The sequence below is a fragment of the Achromobacter sp. 01N37 genome (assembly GCF_056399725.1).
This window is the reverse complement of record NZ_JBFTRX010000013.1, coordinates 40,352-56,143: the sequence shown is the minus strand read 5'-3', so window position 1 is coordinate 56,143 and position 15,792 is coordinate 40,352. Positions and strand designations below refer to the sequence as shown.

Annotated in this window: 15 protein-coding genes; 2 read left to right on the top strand and 13 right to left on the bottom strand. The window is 65.4% G+C overall.

Going from position 1 to position 15,792, the window contains the following annotated elements; translation table 11 throughout:
* Nucleotides 1-22 precede the first annotated feature (22 nt).
* A complete protein-coding gene (locus AC1DSJ_RS23225) occupies nt 23-973 on the top strand; it encodes a LysR substrate-binding domain-containing protein (RefSeq protein WP_441372256.1) in 951 nt (316 codons plus the stop codon).
* Nucleotides 974-1,015: 42 nt separating this feature from the next.
* Nucleotides 1,016-1,723 (top strand): FadR/GntR family transcriptional regulator, encoded by a 708-nt coding sequence (locus tag AC1DSJ_RS23220; RefSeq protein WP_342067067.1) that lies wholly within the window; start codon nt 1,016-1,018, stop codon nt 1,721-1,723.
* Here AC1DSJ_RS23220 and AC1DSJ_RS23215 read toward each other — a convergent pair.
* From AC1DSJ_RS23215 to AC1DSJ_RS23155, 13 genes are all read right to left on the bottom strand, one after another.
* A complete protein-coding gene (locus AC1DSJ_RS23215; RefSeq protein WP_175171615.1) occupies nt 1,704-3,053 on the bottom strand; it encodes an amino acid permease in 1,350 nt (449 codons plus the stop codon). The two genes, AC1DSJ_RS23220 and AC1DSJ_RS23215, sit on opposite strands and share 20 nt — an antisense overlap.
* Before the next feature lie 115 nt (nt 3,054-3,168).
* Nucleotides 3,169-4,422: a 3-oxo-tetronate kinase gene (gene otnK / locus AC1DSJ_RS23210; protein ID WP_441372254.1), complete on the bottom strand. Its 1,254-nt coding sequence runs from the start codon at nt 4,420-4,422 to the stop codon at nt 3,169-3,171.
* A complete protein-coding gene (ltnD, locus tag AC1DSJ_RS23205; protein WP_175171590.1) occupies nt 4,419-5,327 on the bottom strand; it encodes an L-threonate dehydrogenase in 909 nt (302 codons plus the stop codon). The genes otnK and ltnD overlap by 4 nt, the downstream gene beginning before the upstream one ends.
* Nucleotides 5,328-5,370: 43 nt before the next feature.
* Nucleotides 5,371-6,345, bottom strand: a complete 975-nt coding sequence (denD, locus tag AC1DSJ_RS23200; protein WP_054426963.1) for a D-erythronate dehydrogenase — start codon at nt 6,343-6,345, stop codon at nt 5,371-5,373.
* A 10-nt stretch (nt 6,346-6,355) separates the two neighbouring features.
* Nucleotides 6,356-7,141 carry a 2-oxo-tetronate isomerase gene (gene otnI / locus AC1DSJ_RS23195; RefSeq protein ID WP_441372253.1) on the bottom strand — a complete coding sequence of 262 codons (786 nt, stop codon included), beginning with the start codon at nt 7,139-7,141 and terminating at the stop codon, nt 6,356-6,358.
* A 25-nt stretch (nt 7,142-7,166) separates the two neighbouring features.
* The gene (locus tag AC1DSJ_RS23190; protein WP_441372252.1) at nt 7,167-8,498 is read right to left on the bottom strand and encodes an MFS transporter; all 1,332 of its coding nucleotides are present in this window, start codon (nt 8,496-8,498) and stop codon (nt 7,167-7,169) included.
* 107 nt (nt 8,499-8,605) lie between these two features.
* Nucleotides 8,606-9,244 carry a 3-oxo-tetronate 4-phosphate decarboxylase gene (gene otnC, locus AC1DSJ_RS23185; protein ID WP_054426960.1) on the bottom strand — a complete coding sequence of 213 codons (639 nt, stop codon included), beginning with the start codon at nt 9,242-9,244 and terminating at the stop codon, nt 8,606-8,608.
* Between the two features lie 144 nt (nt 9,245-9,388).
* Nucleotides 9,389-10,618 (bottom strand): MFS transporter, encoded by a 1,230-nt coding sequence (locus AC1DSJ_RS23180; RefSeq protein ID WP_441372251.1) that lies wholly within the window; start codon nt 10,616-10,618, stop codon nt 9,389-9,391.
* Between the two features lie 32 nt (nt 10,619-10,650).
* Nucleotides 10,651-11,556 carry an amidohydrolase family protein gene (locus tag AC1DSJ_RS23175; RefSeq protein ID WP_441372250.1) on the bottom strand — a complete coding sequence of 302 codons (906 nt, stop codon included), beginning with the start codon at nt 11,554-11,556 and terminating at the stop codon, nt 10,651-10,653.
* Nucleotides 11,557-11,590: 34 nt separating this feature from the next.
* Complete coding sequence (locus tag AC1DSJ_RS23170; protein ID WP_175171595.1) at nt 11,591-12,040, bottom strand: hypothetical protein; 450 nt, start codon at nt 12,038-12,040, stop codon at nt 11,591-11,593.
* A 159-nt stretch (nt 12,041-12,199) separates the two neighbouring features.
* Nucleotides 12,200-13,177 (bottom strand): glycerophosphodiester phosphodiesterase, encoded by a 978-nt coding sequence (locus AC1DSJ_RS23165; protein ID WP_245636454.1) that lies wholly within the window; start codon nt 13,175-13,177, stop codon nt 12,200-12,202.
* Nucleotides 13,167-14,771: a hypothetical protein gene (locus AC1DSJ_RS23160; RefSeq protein WP_175171596.1), complete on the bottom strand. Its 1,605-nt coding sequence runs from the start codon at nt 14,769-14,771 to the stop codon at nt 13,167-13,169. The genes AC1DSJ_RS23165 and AC1DSJ_RS23160 overlap by 11 nt, the downstream gene beginning before the upstream one ends.
* A 1-nt stretch (nt 14,772) precedes the next feature.
* Nucleotides 14,773-15,669, bottom strand: a complete 897-nt coding sequence (locus AC1DSJ_RS23155; protein WP_054427086.1) for a hypothetical protein — start codon at nt 15,667-15,669, stop codon at nt 14,773-14,775.
* Nucleotides 15,670-15,792 lie beyond the last annotated feature (123 nt).

The following is a 15,792-nucleotide window of genomic DNA, read 5'->3' as shown; positions in this document are numbered from 1 at the left end:
ACCCCGTCTTGAGACCTCGCCCATGAACCTGCGCCAGTTGCGCGCCTTTGTCTTGATTGCCGAACACCGCAGCATCCGCGCCGCGGCGCGCGCCCTGTTCGTGACCCAGCCCGCCGCCACGCGCAGCCTGCGCGACCTGGAGCAAAGCGTGGGCGCGGAGCTCGTGCGCCGCAGCGCACGCGGGGTCGAGCTCACCACTTATGGTGAAGCGCTGTACAAACGCGCCGTCATCATCCTGCAAGAGACGCGGCGCGCGCAGGAAGAGATCGGCCAGATGCTGGACGGCGAAGGCGGCACGTTGAATCTGGCCATCAGTTCGTCGGCGCTGACCGCGCTGCCCGCCGCGTTGATGGCGTTTCGCGCGCGCATGCCGCGCGTGGCCGTGTCGTTCAACGAAGTCGCCCCGCCCTATAGCCACGAGCAACTGGAATCGGGCCGCTACGACCTGCTTGTGCAAACCGAGTACGACGGCGACATCGAAGACGGCTTCGCGCGCCGCACCCTGTTCACGCTGCCGATGGCGATTGGCGCACGCGCCGGCCACCCCTTGCGCCATGCGCGCAGCCTGGCCGACCTGCACGGCGCGCTGTGGCTGCTGCCGGGCAATATTCAAGCGCCGTCGAACCTGCTGCGCCTGGCGTTCGACGCGCATGGTTTGCCGCCGCCGCGCGACGTCATCCCGTGCCAGTCCATCGCCATTGCGTTGGCCATCATGGCCGAAAGCGATGCGCTGGGCATCTTTGTGCGCGCCTTGTTCGACCATCAACTGATGCCCCGGCCCCTGCGCATGATGCCGCTCACGCACGCGCTGCCCGCCGCCCGCGTATCGATTCTGACGCGGGCCGATTCGCCGCCCACACCGGCGGCGCAATGTTTTATCGACTGCCTGATGGCGGCGCGTTCCAGTCCGGCGGGCAAGCGTCCAAAGGCCGCCGACAGACCGGTTATCATTGGCGCCGGGCCACGCCGATGACGTTTTTATTGGCCAGTCGCCCCCACTCTGCGGTTCTCATCCATGGCGTTTCCACGACTTCCCTCCCCGCCCACCTTGACCGATACGGTCGCCAAGCGCCTGCTCGCCGAAATTGACGAGGGCCGCGTGCTGCCCGGCGAAAAGCTGCCCACCGAAGCCGCGCTGGCGGAACAGTTCGGCGTCAGCCGCACCGTCATCCGCGAAGCCGTGTCGCGGCTGCGGCAGGATGGCATCGTTGAAGCGCGGCAAGGCAGCGGCGTCTATGTCACCGGCTTGACGGGCAACCGTGCGCTGCGCATCGACGCCGCCGACCTGAGTTCGCTGGACGCCGTGCTGCACATCGTGGACCTGCGCCGCGCGCTGGAAACCGAAATCGCCGCCCAGGCCGCCGCCATGCGCAAGAAGCGCGACATGGCCGAGATCGACGCGGCGCTCGCCGCGATTTCACAAGCGGTGGCAGACGGTGGCGACGGCGTGAAGGAAGACGTGGCGTTTCATCGCAGCATCGCACGCGCCACGGGCAACCCGTACTTTCTGACGACGCTGGCCTTTGTCAGCCAGTTCCTGGAAGCCGCCACCCGCGTGACGCGCGGCAACGAAGCGCGCCACGCGGACCTGATGCGCGACGTGCTGCAAGAGCACAATGCCATCGTTGAAGCCATCCGCCGCCAAGATGTGGAAGGCGCCCGCGAAGCTGCCCGCATCCACATGGTGAATGCGGCCAAGCGGCTTAGCCGGGCGCACCGCTGACTTGCAAGCCGCGCCTGCGCGTACCGATTTCCCAGCGCTGCGCGACCAGACCCATCACGACGATCACCCCCGCCAGCAATGACGTGTAGGCGACTTCGTTGCGGTACGTGCCTTCGACCACCATGGTGATCAACGCGGCGATGATGCACACGATGACGGCATAGGTCAGCCACGGGAACAGCCACATCTTGAACGTCAGCTCAACGCCTTGCGCCTGCAACCGGTAGCGCATGCGCAGCTGCGACAACGCAATCGCCAGATATACGAACAACGCAATGGTGCCCGTGGCCTGCATCAGCACGTCGTACAGATCCATCTTCGACGTCGCCATCATCCAGATCGCCACGAACGCGAACACGCTGGACACCAGCACCCCGACATAAGGGGTGCCGGTGCGCCGCCCCGTCACTTGCATGATGCGGTGCGCGTCGCCGCGCCGCGACAGCGAATACAGCATGCGCGACGCCGTGTACAACGCGGAATTGAAGCAGCTGCACACCGAGGTCAACACGATGAAGTTGACGATGGCCTGCGCATGCGGCACGCCCAGCCTGCTCAGCGCCACGTTGTAGCTGCCGTGGGTGGGTTGCGACAGCAACGGGTCGTTGTACGGCACCAGGCACACAATCAGGAAGATCGAGCCCACATAGAACAGGCAGATCCGCCACACCACCGACCGCGTGGTCTTGATGATTTCGCGGGCGGGGTCGGCGGATTCGGCCGCGGCCACCGTAACGATTTCCGCGCCAATGAACGCGAACATCACGCCCAGCATGGCCACCACCACCGACTTGACGCCATTGGGCATGAAGCCCTGCGCGGTCAATTGCGACACGCCGCGCGCCTCACCCCACGGCCACAGATGCACCACGGCCAGACTGCCGATGATCAGGAACGCCACGATGGCGATAACCTTGATCAGCGCGAACCAGAATTCGAATTCACCGTAGTTTCGAACATTCATGAAGTTGACGATGATGAGCGACACGGTGATGAATAGCGCGTAGCCCCAGTCCGGCACCTGCGGAAACCAGCCGTGCAGGATCTGCCCGGCCACATAGGCTTCCCAGCCCATCAGAAACGCCCAGAAGTACCAGTACAGCCAACCGATGGTGAAGCCCGCCCACCGCCCGATAGCGCGGTCCGCATAGGTGGAAAACGAACCCGTATCGGGCTGCGCAACGGCCATTTCTCCCAGCATGCGCATCGCCAGAATGACCAGAATGCCGCCGCCCAGATAAGCCAGGATGACGGCCGGGCCAGCCAGTGCGATCTGCTTGCCCGAGCCGACGAACAGCGCCGCCCCGATGACCCCGGCGATGGACATCATCGTCAGGTGGCGCGATTTCAAACCGCCTTTAAGCGTATTTTTCGGGGTGGTCGTCTGGTTCTGGTTTCTGGACAATGCCCTGTCTCCTGCCTGTCTGAATAGCGGAATCGCGTCGTCAGCGAAACGCCTTGATGAAGAAGTCCTGCGTGCCGAAGTTGCCCGACTTCAGCGCGATGCTGACGTCCGCATTCGCCACCGGCGTGTAACCCGCGCACCACGGCACGCCAGGGTCGATCTGTTCGCCAATGGCGATCTGCTCCAAGCCCAGCGCCTGCACCACTGCGCCCGACGTTTCTCCGCCGGCCACGATCAACTGGCGCACGCCGCGTTCGACCAGGCCCACCGCAATGCGCGCGATGGCCGCTTCGATCATTGCGCCCGCGCGCTCCACGCCCAACTGCCCTTGTGCGGCCTTGACCTGATCCGGCTGCGCGGTGGAATAGACCAGCACGGGGCCGTCTTGCATGCGCGGCTCGGCCCATGCCAACACGTCCGCCACCACGTCATCGCCGGACGCCAAGCGCATCGGGTCCAGCGCGTAGGCCGGCCGGCCGCTGCCGATGAATGCGGCGACTTGCCCGTTGGTCGCGGTGGAGCAGCTGCCTGCCACCACGGCCTGCAAGCCCGCTGAACGGGTTTGCGTCGCGGCCTGCGCGGCGCTCAGCCCCCAGTTGCCCGGCAGCCCGATCGCCACACCCGAACCCGCGGTGACCAACGGCATGCCGCACAACGCCGGCCCCAGAGTCAGCAGATCCTGGTTCGACACGGCGTCCACGATGGCGATCTCGACGCCGTCTTCCTTCAACGCTTGAATGCGTGCGCGGATCGCGTCAGCGCCCGCCGCCACCACGGTGTAATCGATCAGGCCGACTTTGCGTGAGGTCTGCGCAGACAAGACGCGCACCAGGTTCGGGTCCGTCATCGGTGTCAGCGGATGATGCTGCATGCCCGATTCGTTCAACAGCACATCGCCCGCAAACAAATAGCCCTTGAATACCGTGCGCTTGTTGTCGGGGAAGGCGGGCGTGGCGATGGTGAAGTCCGTGCCCAGGCGCGTCATCAGCGCATCGGTCACGGGGCCGATATTGCCCTGCGCCGTGCTGTCGAACGTGGAGCAGTACTTGAAGTAGATTTGCTTGGCGCCCTGCTGTTGCAGCCATTCCAACGCCGCCAGCGATTGCGCGACGGCCTCGTCGGCGGGCAACGTGCGCGTCTTCAGCGCGACGACCACCGCGTCGGCGTCATCGCGCAGCGGCGCGCCGGGAATGCCGATGGTCTGCACCGTGCGCATGCCCGCGCGCACCAGGTTGTTGGCCAAGTCGGTGGCGCCCGTGAAGTCGTCGGCAATACAGCCCAGTTTGATGCTCATTTTTCCTCCGGCAGCGTGATGCCCGGGAATATTTTGATGACGGCGCTATCGTCTTCGCGGCCATGCCCGGCGGTGGACGCCTGCATGAACATCTGATGCGCGGTGGACGCCAGCGGCAGCGGAAATTTGGTGTGGCGTGCGGTGTCCAGCACCAGCCCCAGGTCCTTCACGAAGATGTCCACGGCGGACAGCGGCGTGTAGTCGCCCGCCAGCACGTGCGCCATGCGGTTTTCGAACATCCAGCTATTGCCCGCGCTGTGCGTGATGACTTCGTACAAGGCGTCGGCGTTCACGCCTTCGCGCAGGCCCAGCGCCATGGCCTCGGCGGCGGCCGCAATGTGCACGCCGGCCAGCAGCTGGTTGATGATCTTGACCTTGCTGCCCGCACCCGCGCGGTCGCCCAGGCGGTAGACCTTGCCCGCCATGGATTCCAGCACCGCGCCGCAGGCGTCGTACGCCGCCGCGCTGCCTGCCGTCATCATGGTCATCTGGCCCGACGCCGCCTTGGCTGCGCCGCCCGAAATCGGCGCATCCAGATACAGGACGCCCTGCTCGGCCAGCCGCGCTTCCAACGCCACAGACCAGTTGGGGTCCACGGTGGAGCACATCACGAACACCGCGCCGGGGCGCAGGGCCGCGGCAATGCCGCCATCGCCGTACAGCACGGCTTCGGTCTGCTGCGCGTTGACGACCACGCTGATGATGATGTCGCACGCGGCGGCCAGTTCGGCCAGCGTGGCGCAGGCCACGCCGCCCTGCGCGGCAAAGGCGGCGGCCGCTTCGGCGCGGATGTCGTAGACGTGCACGTCGTGGCCCGCGCGGCGCAGGCTTTGCGCGATGCCCGCGCCCATGGCCCCCAGGCCAATGACGCCAACGCGGCGGGAAGTCGATTGCGAAGAGTTCATGTTGGGTTCGTCCGGGTAGATCGTCGGGGCGCGAGCGCTGCGCTTAACGCGTCAGGTCGTCGGCCATGTAGGCGCGGATGATGTCGGCGAAGTCCTTATCGCCCGCCAGGCCCAGACGCGCCGCGCGCGTGGTGTCCCAGCGGCCCGGCCAACTGCCAACGATGCGTTCGACGCGCTCGTCGCGTTGCCACGTAATGCGGTCGGCCACGGCGTCGCCCGCCACCTCGCGCAGCGCCTGCGCCATCTCGGCAACAGAAACGGATACGCCGGGCAGGTTGATCGGTGCGCGGTCAGCGACCGCTTCTGCCGGCAATTCGCAACCGGCAATCAAGGCCTGGATCGCGCCGCGCGGCGACAACAGCCACAAGCGCGTGTCGGCGCCCACGGGGCACACGGCGGGTTCGCCGTTCAACGGTTCGCGAATGATGCCGCTGGCAAACGATGACGCCGCGGCGTTCGGGCGGCCCGGCCGCACGCTGATGGTAGGCAGGCGCAGCACACGGCCGTCAACAAAGCCGCGCCGCGTGTAGTCAGCCAGCAGCAGTTCGGCAATGGCCTTTTGCGTGCCGTAGGACGACTGCGGATTCAGCGCGGTGTCGTCCTGCACGGTGTCCGGCAACGCGCCGCCGTACACCGCCACCGAGCTGGTGAAGATGACGCGCGGCTGGTGACCCAGCGCCCGGCATGTTTCCAGCAAAGCGCGCGAGGCGTCCAGGTTGATGCGCATGCCCAGATCAAAATCCGCCTCGGCTTGCCCGCTGACAATGGCTGCCAGATGGAAGATGGCGCGCGTATTCTTGTCGATGGCCTGGCGCAGCACGGCGGGGTCAGCGATATCGCCCACCAGCGAGTGCACGCGCGGGTCGGTGAAGGCATCCGTCTTGACCACATCCAGCAGATCGATCTGCGTGATGGGTTGCGGCCCGATGGCGTCCAGCGTCAGCGAGCCTTGCTCCAGCAGTTTGCGGGCCAGCCGCTGGCCCAGGAATCCGGCGCCGCCGGTGATCAGGATCTTCATGATGGGATGCTCATTGATTGTGTAGGTAAGGACGGGCCCAGCCCAGGCCGGCGGAGGTGCCGGCGCGCGGCCGGTATTCGCAGCCGATCCAGCCCGTGTAGCCCAACGCGTCGATGCGCTCAAACAGATACGGATAGTGCAATTCGCCAAGATCAGGTTCGTGCCGGTCTGGCACGCCCGCGATCTGGATATGGCCGATGCCTGCGATGTCGCGCTGCAACTTCACGGCGATATCGCCTTCGACGATCTGGCAGTGATAGCAGTCGAACTGCACCTTCAGATTGTCGGCGCCGACCTCTGCGCAAATGGCTTGCGCGTCGTCTTGGCGGTTCAAAAAGAAGCCGGGGATGTCACGCGTGTTGATGGGTTCGATCACGATGGTGATGCCGGCGGATGCCGCAGCAGCGGCGGCGCGCGCCAGGTTCTTCAGATAGACCTCGCGATGCGCCGCGCGGTTCTGGTCAGCGCGAATCAGCCCCGCCATGACGTGCAGGCTGCGGTTGCCCAGCTGTGCGGCGTATTCCAGCGCTTGATCCAGCCCGCGCTGGAACTCGGCCTCGCGGCCGGGCAAGGACGCAATGCCGCGTTCGCCAGCCGCCCAGTCGCCCGGCGGCGCATTGAAGAGCGCTTGCGTCAGACCGTTGTCTTGCAAGCGCGCCTTCAGGTCCGCGGCCGCGAACTCATACGGAAACAAAAACTCCACGCCTTGGAACCCGTCGCTGGCGGCCGCCTTGAAGCGGTCCAGAAAGGCGTGTTCGGCGTACATCATGGTGAGGTTGGCGGCCAGGCGCGGCATGGCGATTCCTTATGAATAATGCAGTTCAGCGGTTGACCAGCTTGGCCGGCGTGAACCAGACCGCGATGGCGCCCACCACCAGCACGGCGGCCAGCACGTACATGCCGGACGCGGTAGAGCTGGTGACGTCTTTCAGGTAGCCGATCATGTAGGGGCTGGCGAAGCCGGCCAAGTTGCCAACCGAGTTGACGATGGCGATGCCTGCGGCAGCGGCGGTGCCAGACAGGAAGGCGGTGGGCAAGGACCAGAACAATGGCGCGCACGTCAGCACGCCGGCGGCGGCCATCGACAGGCAGATCAGCGAAATCACGGTGTTGTCGGCAAAGGACGCCGCCGCGGTAAAGCCCACGGCGCCCGCCAGCGCCGGCACGATCAGGTGCCAGCGGCGTTCGCGGCGCTTGTCGGCCGAGTGGCCCAGCAGGTTCATCACGACGATGGCGCACAGGAACGGAATGGCGCTAAGCAGGCCGATGTTGAATGCACCGGTCACGCCAGTGGATTTGATCAGCGTGGGCATCCAGAACGTCAGGCCGTACTGGCCGGCGACGAAAGCAAAGTAGATCAAGCACATCCACCACACGCGCGCGTCCGCAAACACGGCGCGCAGCGAATGCTTTTGCGTGCCGGTCTGCTTCTGGTCTTGTTCGATCTCGCGGGTCAGGATCTGTTTTTCATCGGCAGTGAGCCACTTGGCGCTGGAGATGCCGTTGTCCAGATACATGACGGTGACGACGCCGATGAGCAGCGCCGGAATGGCTTCAATCAGGAACATCCACTGCCAGCCTTGCAGGCCGTGCGTGCCGTGAAACGCTTCCATGATCCAGCCCGACAGCGGGTTGCCGAAAATGCCGGCCACCGGAATCGCCGACATGAACAGCGCAATGATCTTCGCGCGGCGATGCGCCGGATACCAGTAGGTCAGGTACAGGATGACGCCGGGGTAGAAGCCCGCTTCAGCCAGACCCAACAGGAAGCGCAGGATGTAGAAGCCGGTGGGCGTCTCGACGAACATGAACATGCCCGACAAGATGCCCCACGTGATCATGATGCGCGCAATCCAGATACGCGCGCCCAGGCGGTGCATCAACAGGTTGCTGGGCACTTCAAAGAGGAAGTAGCCGATGAAGAACACGCCCGCGCCCAGGCCGAAGACCGTTTCGCTGAAACCCAGGTCTTGCGACATTTGCAGCTTGGCGAAACCGACGTTGACGCGGTCCAGATAGGCGATCACATAGCAGAGCATCAAGAACGGCACGAGCCGCCAGAACACCTTGGCATAAGCGCGGGCGGTCTCGCGGGATTCAGGCTGTAAGGCCGCAGCGGGTGCGGCGGTCGACGCCAAGTCCATCGGGGGCATGAAAAGTCTCCAGGGATGCGCCGTGCGGGTCCGCGCGTGTTGGCGTGGCGGCCTGCCGGCTTTGTACGGGTATGGGGAGTAATGCGAGGGTGGTCAGTACGGCGAAATCAGTAGCGCGCGCCGAAGGTCACGCGCAGGTCTTCGATGGCTTCGGCGGACAGCGGCGCGGGGCGCGGGTTGGACATCAGCCACAAGCGCGCGGTCTCTTCCAGTTCTTCCAACGCATACGAGGCGTGGGCGACCGAACGTTCCCATACCACCGGGCCCAGCCGCTCGAACAACGCGCCGCGCACCTGGCTTGCGACCGCGGCCACGTCGGCCGCCGCTTGCGCGTCGCCGGGCCGGCGATAGCCGATCAGCGGAATGCGGCCCACCTTCATCACCTGATACGGCGTGATGGGCGGCAGCACTTCATCTGGCCGCCACACACCCGCCAGCGTCAACGCAACCAGATGCGTGGAATGCGTGTGAATGATGCCGCGCGACTCGGGGCTGGCGCGGTAGATGCCTTGATGCAGCACGAGCGTCTTGGACGGCTTGGCGCCCGACACCCAGTTGCCGTCCAGATCCACCTTGGCCAACTCGGCCGGATCTAGCCGGCCCAGGCAGGCGTCGGTGGGCGTGATGAGCCAGCCGTCGTCCAGGCGGGCGCTGATATTGCCCGCTGCACCAACGGTGTAGCCGCGGTTGTAAAGGCTGGCGCCGACGGTGCAGATTTCTTCGCGGACGCGGTTTTCGGCCTGCATGATGATGTGTCTCTTGAGTAAAAGTTATCGGGTCATCATACAAATTTTGGCTTTGCCTGCCATACCGGGTAAACCCTAGTCAGACATAAAAAAGGCCCGGACTGCTGCCCGGGCCTGACCTGCATTCCAGATGACGAACGACGTTTATTCCAGCACGCGCCCCTTGGTTTCAGGCAGCAGCAACACGGTCACGATCACCACCGCATACGCGCCCGTGGCGAACGCGCCGATGGCCCAGCCCAGCCCATGCGTCTGGCTCAAAAAGCCCACCAAGCTTGGGAACAATGCGCCAATGCCGCGCCCGAAGTTGTACGCGAAGCCTTGGCCCGATGCGCGCACGCCAGACGGGAACAGTTCGGTCAAATAAGCGCCGATACCGCTGAAGATGCCCGACGCCGCAAAGCCCAGCGGAAAGCCCAGGAACAACATCTGATGATCGGTCAGCGGCAGCTGCGTGTAGGCGTAGACGCTGATGGTGGACAGCACCGAGAAGATCAACAGGTTTGCGCGGCGGCCCAGGCGGTCGGCCAGATACGCGCCCGCGATGTAGCCGCAGAACGAGCCGAAGATGATGACCATCAAGTACCCGCCGGTGTTCAGCACCGACAACTGGCGCTCCACCTTCAGGTAGGTCGGCAGCCAGGTGGTGATGGCGTAATAGCCGCCTTGCACGCCCGTGCACAGGATAGCGGTGATGACCGTGGTTTTGATCAGCGCGGGCGAGAAGATCGTCCAGAACGAGGCGCGCGCTTCTCCCGCCTGCACCTTGGCCTGCGCACGCTGGAACACTTCGGGTTCAGGCACGTTCTTGCGGATGTACAGCACCAGGAAGGCGGGCAACACGCCAATCCAGAACAGACTGCGCCACGCCCATTCGGACGGCAGCACCGAGAACGCCACGGTGTACAGCACCGCCGCTGCGCCCCAGCCCACGGCCCAGCCGCTTTGGACCGTGCCGACCGCTTTGCCGCGATGTTCCGCGCGCACGATTTCGCCCATCAGCACCGAGCCCACGGCCCATTCACCGCCAAAGCCCAGGCCTTGCAACGCGCGCAGCACGAACAGCTGTTCGAAGCTCTGCGCAAAGCCAATGGCCACGGTGCACGCCGAGAACCACAGGATGGTGTATTGCAGCACGCGCACGCGGCCGTAACGGTCGGCCAGAATACCGGCCAGCCATCCGCCAATGGCGGAGAACAGCAGCGTGACCGTACCCAGCATGCCCGCCTGGCCCTTGTCGATGCCCCACAGCGTCATCAGCGTGGCGATCACGAAGGTGAACACCATGAAGTCCAACGCGTCGATCGCCCATCCGCCAAACGCCGCAATAAACGTGCGGCGTTCGGTTTTGTTCAATTCTCTGTACCACTGCATGATTTGCCTCGTTCGTTGTTGTTGTGAGGGGCTTATTTCGACGGCGCGAAGCCGTACAAGCGTTCCGGATTGCTGACCAGAATGCGGTGGCGGATGTCAGCATCGGGCGCCCACAGCGCCAACTGGTTGCGCAATCGGCCCGTGTTGACCATGCGCGTCAGATGCACGTGCGGCCAGTCGCTGCCCCAAAGCATGCGGTCGGGTGCGGTGTCGATCAGCGCTTGCGCCCACGGCACGACATCGCTGAAATCATCGACGCGTTCGCTGATGCGATACGCGCCCGACAACTTCACCCACCAGCCGTGATCCTGCACCAGATGCTGCAAGGCCTGGAACCCGGCGCTGTGAATGCCTTCGGCAACCGGCATGTGGCCCATGTGGTCGACCACGCCCGGCACCGGCAGCTTGCGCATGCGCGGCAGCAGCTCGGGCAGTTGGCGCGCGTCCAACAGAAACTGCATGTGCCAGCCAAAGTCTGCAATGCGGTGCGCCAGCGTTTCCATCGCATCAAAACCGATGCCGCCGCCAAACAACACGTTGATGCGCAAGCCGCGCACGCCCGCGGCATGCATGGCTTCAAGCTCGGCGTCGGTGACGGTGGGCGCGACCACGCCGATACCGCGCAGCTGGTCGGGATGACGGCGCAGCACCTCAAGCATGTAGCGGTTATCGGTGCCGTAAACGCTGATCTGCACCAGCACACCGCGCGACATGCCGGTTTGCTTCAGCATGGCCAGATAGGCGGATTCGGAAGCCGGCGGCGGCGTGTAGCTGCGTTCTGGCACCAGCGGATAGGCGGTGGCGTCGGTGGCGATGACGTGCGCGTGCGTGTCGCAAGCGCCCGCGGGAATATCGAACGTGGCCGCGTCCATGTCGGGCAGCGGCGCAAGGCAAAGGGGCGGTTCCTGCTGAGGCAGGCCAGAGGGCGTCGAGCTCATGCGTTTGTCTCCTTGATGGCCGGGGCGGCGGTCTTTAAATCGAGTAGTGGTATTCGCAGGTCAGCGTCGCCTTGAGCGGGCTGTTGGTTTGCGCACCCGCCGCCGAGCGCGGACGGGGCGCCGTCAGCTTGGCCTGGAACGTGCCGGCGACTTCGCCATCGGCCTTCTTTTCAATCGCCACGCTGGACGGCAGCGCGTACAGCGTCAGCGCGACGCCCTCGGCGGGCACCAACAGCGTGAACACCGATTGCGGGAAATCTGACACGACATAGCTGTTGGAATTCGTGTCCGACGTGAACGCCAGATTCGCGTCGAAATAACGCAGGGTCACGTTCAGGTCTTCCGACGACGGCGACGGGATGACGCCTTTCAACGCGACGTTGCCGCTTTCCGATACGCAAGACAGTTCGGCCGGCGCGGAGCCGGCGTGGGCGACGCCCGCCAGCAGCATGCAGGACAGGAACCAGGTGGCGCGTGCAGTCATGGGCGTTTCCTTGCGAATGGGTAGCGGGAAGAAGGCGCCCAGTTTATGCGGAAACGGCGGCCGCGCACGAGGGCGAGATTCCGCGACGTTCAGCCCCGATCAGTCCCGTTCAACCGCGTTCAACCGCGTTCAACCGCATGCAGCCGCATTCAGCCGCGTTCAGCCACCCATGGCCCGGCAGAACGCCTGCGCGTCGCCATCGATGATCACGCCCGACGGCAGATAGCCTTCGCGCTGCTTCGTGGCCCGCAGTTGCTGCGCCAAGGCCGCATCCCCGCCCACCGCGTAGACGAAGACGCGCACCGATTGGGCAGCCGCGTCGCGCAACAGTTGCGGGTTGGCGGCCAGCGTCATTGCGTCCACATGCACGCCCACGGGCGCGCCCACATTGGCCGCCAGGTTGGCCAGCCATTGCCGCGTGAGCTTGGGCGCGGTGGCGCGTTGCGCCACGTACTTGCCCAGCGGGTTGGCGCTGACCGACTCCGCGTGGCGCGGGTCAAAGACGATCAGGCCCAGATAGCCCTGGCGATCGGTGCCGCGCACGCAACGCAGCGCCTCGGGAAAGGCCGACGTGATCATCCAGTTGCCATGCGGCAGCGCCTGCTTCATGCCCGCCACCAGTTGCCCCACTGGCGCGCAGTCGCGATACACCACCTTGAGTTCCGCATTGAACGTCTTGGCGGGCTGCGCCGCCGCCACGCGCAACGCGTCATCCAGGAACGGCGGCGGTGAACCCCCGCCCTGCCCCAACAGTTTGGCCCCGCGCCAATCCGCGCTGCTCAGTTGCAGCACCGCCTTGCGCCCGACGCCGCCCACCGTGCGGCCCGTCAGCATGTCGTGATGCAGCACCCAGCGGCCGTCCTTCAGCCGTTGCATGTCGATCTCGACGCCATCCCAGCCGCCCGCATACGCCGCGCTGATCGACGCCAGCGAATTCTCTGGCAGCGTGGGCGCGCCCCGGTGCGCGTGCACCTGCATGCCCAGGCAGGCGGCGCTTGCGCCCGACCACGGCAGCGCAGCGGCAAGCCCCACCGCGATCACACGCTTGGCCCGCGACGCCGCGGCAAAACGCTTAGCCGGCAACGCCGCAAGCCAATGCTTAGCCCGCACCGCCGCAAGCAAGTACTTAGCTCGCATCGCCGTGATATCCGTACTTGATGCCGCCCAACACGCGCGTGCGCACCGTTTCGTTGAACGGATAGGTGTAGGCCTGGCCCACCACCACCACGTGCGCCACATTGGCCAGCACGCGGCGGCGCAGCGCCTGGCCGATCGATTCATCATCGCGGCCGGATTCCACCCGCGACATCTGCTGAAAGAGTTCGCTCTTGGTCACCCCGTTCTGCATGAACGAGAACGCCGTCCACACGCAGGCGAGCGTCAGCACCAGCGCCAGCCCGGCCGCGCGCGTGGCGGTGCGGCCCGGCTCCTGGCCGGCCGGCGTGCGCCACCACACCACCAGTTTCGCGATCAGGTACAGCAGCTTGGCAAAGTGGCCCACCGCGCCCAACAGCGAGAACAACAACGCCACCGGCGGCACGATGGCCGCGCGCGCCGCGTCTTCACCCAGCTTGTAGTGCTGGCCGCCGCGTGCGAAGTCGGCATTCGTGGCCGAGAAGCGCGGCATCGCTTCGTCCACCGCGCGGTCCAGCATGCTGTCGTACAGGCGTTTGAAGCTGGCGGCATCCGTGTAGTTCGACGCGACAGGCATGTTGACCGGCACCATCAAGGTTTGGCGCAACAGTTTCTGCACGCCGGGGCGCCCCACGAAATCCTCGTACGACAGGCCCGGCGGAATGGCGTCGCCTTCCACATGCACGGTGCGGCTGCGCATCGTCTTCCAATACTGCTGCGCAACCGCGGCATTGAAGGTGGCGCGGTCATGCGGCTGCCAGTCGCCCGGCACCGGAATGCGCTTGCGCACGTCTTGCACGACCCGGCCTTGATAGCGGGCAGGCACGTTTTCCGGCGTCCAGCCGCGGCGCGACAGGTTGCGGCGGTAATCGCTCCAGGCGCTGTCCTGCTCGCGCGCCAGACCGATATCGGACGCAACCGGCACGCCCGCGTATTTCTTCCAGCGGTCAGCCACCGACTGCATCACGCTGGTGTAGACCTGGTGATAGCCCCGAATGCCCGGCGCCGTCATGCGGACTTCGCGGTCATCGAACGTGAAGGTCTTCATCTGGCGTTGCAGATCGGTGCGGATGACCTGGCGCTTCTTGGGCTCGACCTTCTCGTCCAGGTTCTCGATGTTGGACAGCAGCACCTGGAACACCGCCAGGAACGCCTTGCCCTCGGGCCGCGCATAGACCTCGTCGTCGACCAGCCCGTCCAGATGCAGATCGCCCTGGACCAGCGAGCGTTGCAGCAAACCGGAATTCGTGGCGATGCGGCGGAAGTCGCCATCACGCGTATCGACCAGCACATTCACAATCAGCTTGATGGCGCTGAACACCAGCAGCGCGGTCACGGCGCAGGCGACGGCGATCTTCAGATACGACGGCTGGCCACCTGTGCGCAAGCGCCGGGTCAGCAGCAGTTGCAGCACGACCAGGGCGGCCGCGATGCCGGACAGCGTGCGGCCGAAGAATTCGAGCTCTTCGATGTCGTGCGGCGTGGCGCGGCTGCCCACCACGTCCAGCAGGCGGGCGTTGAATCCCAATTCAAAGCTGAGGTAAATCACCGTCAGCACGATCAAGAAAAGAATCTGGCGAATCTGAGCTTGGCGCACGTCAATCCCTCAGATCAAGGCGAGTCGAGGTGATTTCCTCGTCAGGCAGATCCAGCTTGGCCGGCGTGCGCGATGCGCTGGCGCTGCGGGAAGAGGCTGCACCGGTGGCGGCGGCCGTCGGCGCATCGCCGCCCGGCACGCGTTGCGGTGGCGGCGGAATGACCCGGCCTGCGGATTGGGCGCTGGTCTGCATCGGCGCAGGCGCATCGGGCGTGGCCGAACGCGACGGCGCGGCAGATGGCGTTGACGTTCCCGGCTTGCCAGGCTTTCCCGATTTGCCCGATCGGCCCGATTTCGCGGCGGGCGCGGCCGGTGGCGGATACACCCCATACAGGCGCAGCGAATCCATGTACCCCGGCGGGTACAACGATTCGTCGGCAAAGGGCTTTGCGCGCGGGTTCATGCCCGCCACGGTCTTGACGTCGCCCCGGCGCATGCGGCCGTCCTGCGTGTAGACGAAACGCTCGATGACGGAGCCCTTCGGGAAGTCGAACGTCAACGCGCTGCGGTCGTCCTGCACCAGCACGGCGGGCCGGTCGCGGCAGTTGCCCAAGTCCCACGACAACACGTCGGACCCTTCAATCGCCAGCACGGTGTAGCGGTAGTCGCAGTTACGCCGCTGCGTTTCGATGACGACAACGGTGCGCGGCCCCACGTTCTCGGTACGCGCGATGCGGGCCGAATCCACGTTGTTCAACGGCACCACGCGCTGGTTGCCCGACAGCTTGACCGAGAAGTTCTTGCCCTCGCGGCGCAGCGTGCCCAGCCCCCCGTCCTGCAAGGGGAACTGGCCGATCTCGGTGCCGAACAAGGCGGCGGTATCCACGCCATAGACCAGCCCGCCCCGCGAATTGGTCTTGACCGCGCAGGCGCTCAGCGTCCCCAGCAACAGCAGCATGGTCGCAAGGCGCAGGAGCAGAGAACGGGAAAAGAACTGCGGAGACAAAGACGAACGGGATAAGGGCAGGCGCATCGACATCATCGTGGTGGCGGGAAATCCAGCGGCGGCAAGGCGCAATTT

Coding starts and splice junctions, on each gene's coding strand:
- AC1DSJ_RS23225 (WP_441372256.1), top strand. CDS start 23: ATGAACCTGCGCCAGTTGCGCGCCTTTGTCTTGATTGCCGAACACCGC.
- AC1DSJ_RS23220 (WP_342067067.1), top strand. CDS start 1,016: ATGGCGTTTCCACGACTTCCCTCCCCGCCCACCTTGACCGATACGGTC.
- AC1DSJ_RS23215 (WP_175171615.1), bottom strand. CDS start 3,053: ATGATGTCCATCGCCGGGGTCATCGGGGCGGCGCTGTTCGTCGGCTCG.
- otnK (WP_441372254.1), bottom strand. CDS start 4,422: ATGAGCATCAAACTGGGCTGTATTGCCGACGACTTCACGGGCGCCACC.
- ltnD (WP_175171590.1), bottom strand. CDS start 5,327: ATGAACTCTTCGCAATCGACTTCCCGCCGCGTTGGCGTCATTGGCCTG.
- denD (WP_054426963.1), bottom strand. CDS start 6,345: ATGAAGATCCTGATCACCGGCGGCGCCGGATTCCTGGGCCAGCGGCTG.
- otnI (WP_441372253.1), bottom strand. CDS start 7,141: ATGCCGCGCCTGGCCGCCAACCTCACCATGATGTACGCCGAACACGCC.
- AC1DSJ_RS23190 (WP_441372252.1), bottom strand. CDS start 8,498: ATGCCCCCGATGGACTTGGCGTCGACCGCCGCACCCGCTGCGGCCTTA.
- otnC (WP_054426960.1), bottom strand. CDS start 9,244: ATGCAGGCCGAAAACCGCGTCCGCGAAGAAATCTGCACCGTCGGCGCC.
- AC1DSJ_RS23180 (WP_441372251.1), bottom strand. CDS start 10,618: ATGCAGTGGTACAGAGAATTGAACAAAACCGAACGCCGCACGTTTATT.
- AC1DSJ_RS23175 (WP_441372250.1), bottom strand. CDS start 11,556: ATGAGCTCGACGCCCTCTGGCCTGCCTCAGCAGGAACCGCCCCTTTGC.
- AC1DSJ_RS23170 (WP_175171595.1), bottom strand. CDS start 12,040: ATGACTGCACGCGCCACCTGGTTCCTGTCCTGCATGCTGCTGGCGGGC.
- AC1DSJ_RS23165 (WP_245636454.1), bottom strand. CDS start 13,177: ATGCGAGCTAAGTACTTGCTTGCGGCGGTGCGGGCTAAGCATTGGCTT.
- AC1DSJ_RS23155 (WP_054427086.1), bottom strand. CDS start 15,669: ATGCTGCTGTTGCTGGGGACGCTGAGCGCCTGCGCGGTCAAGACCAAT.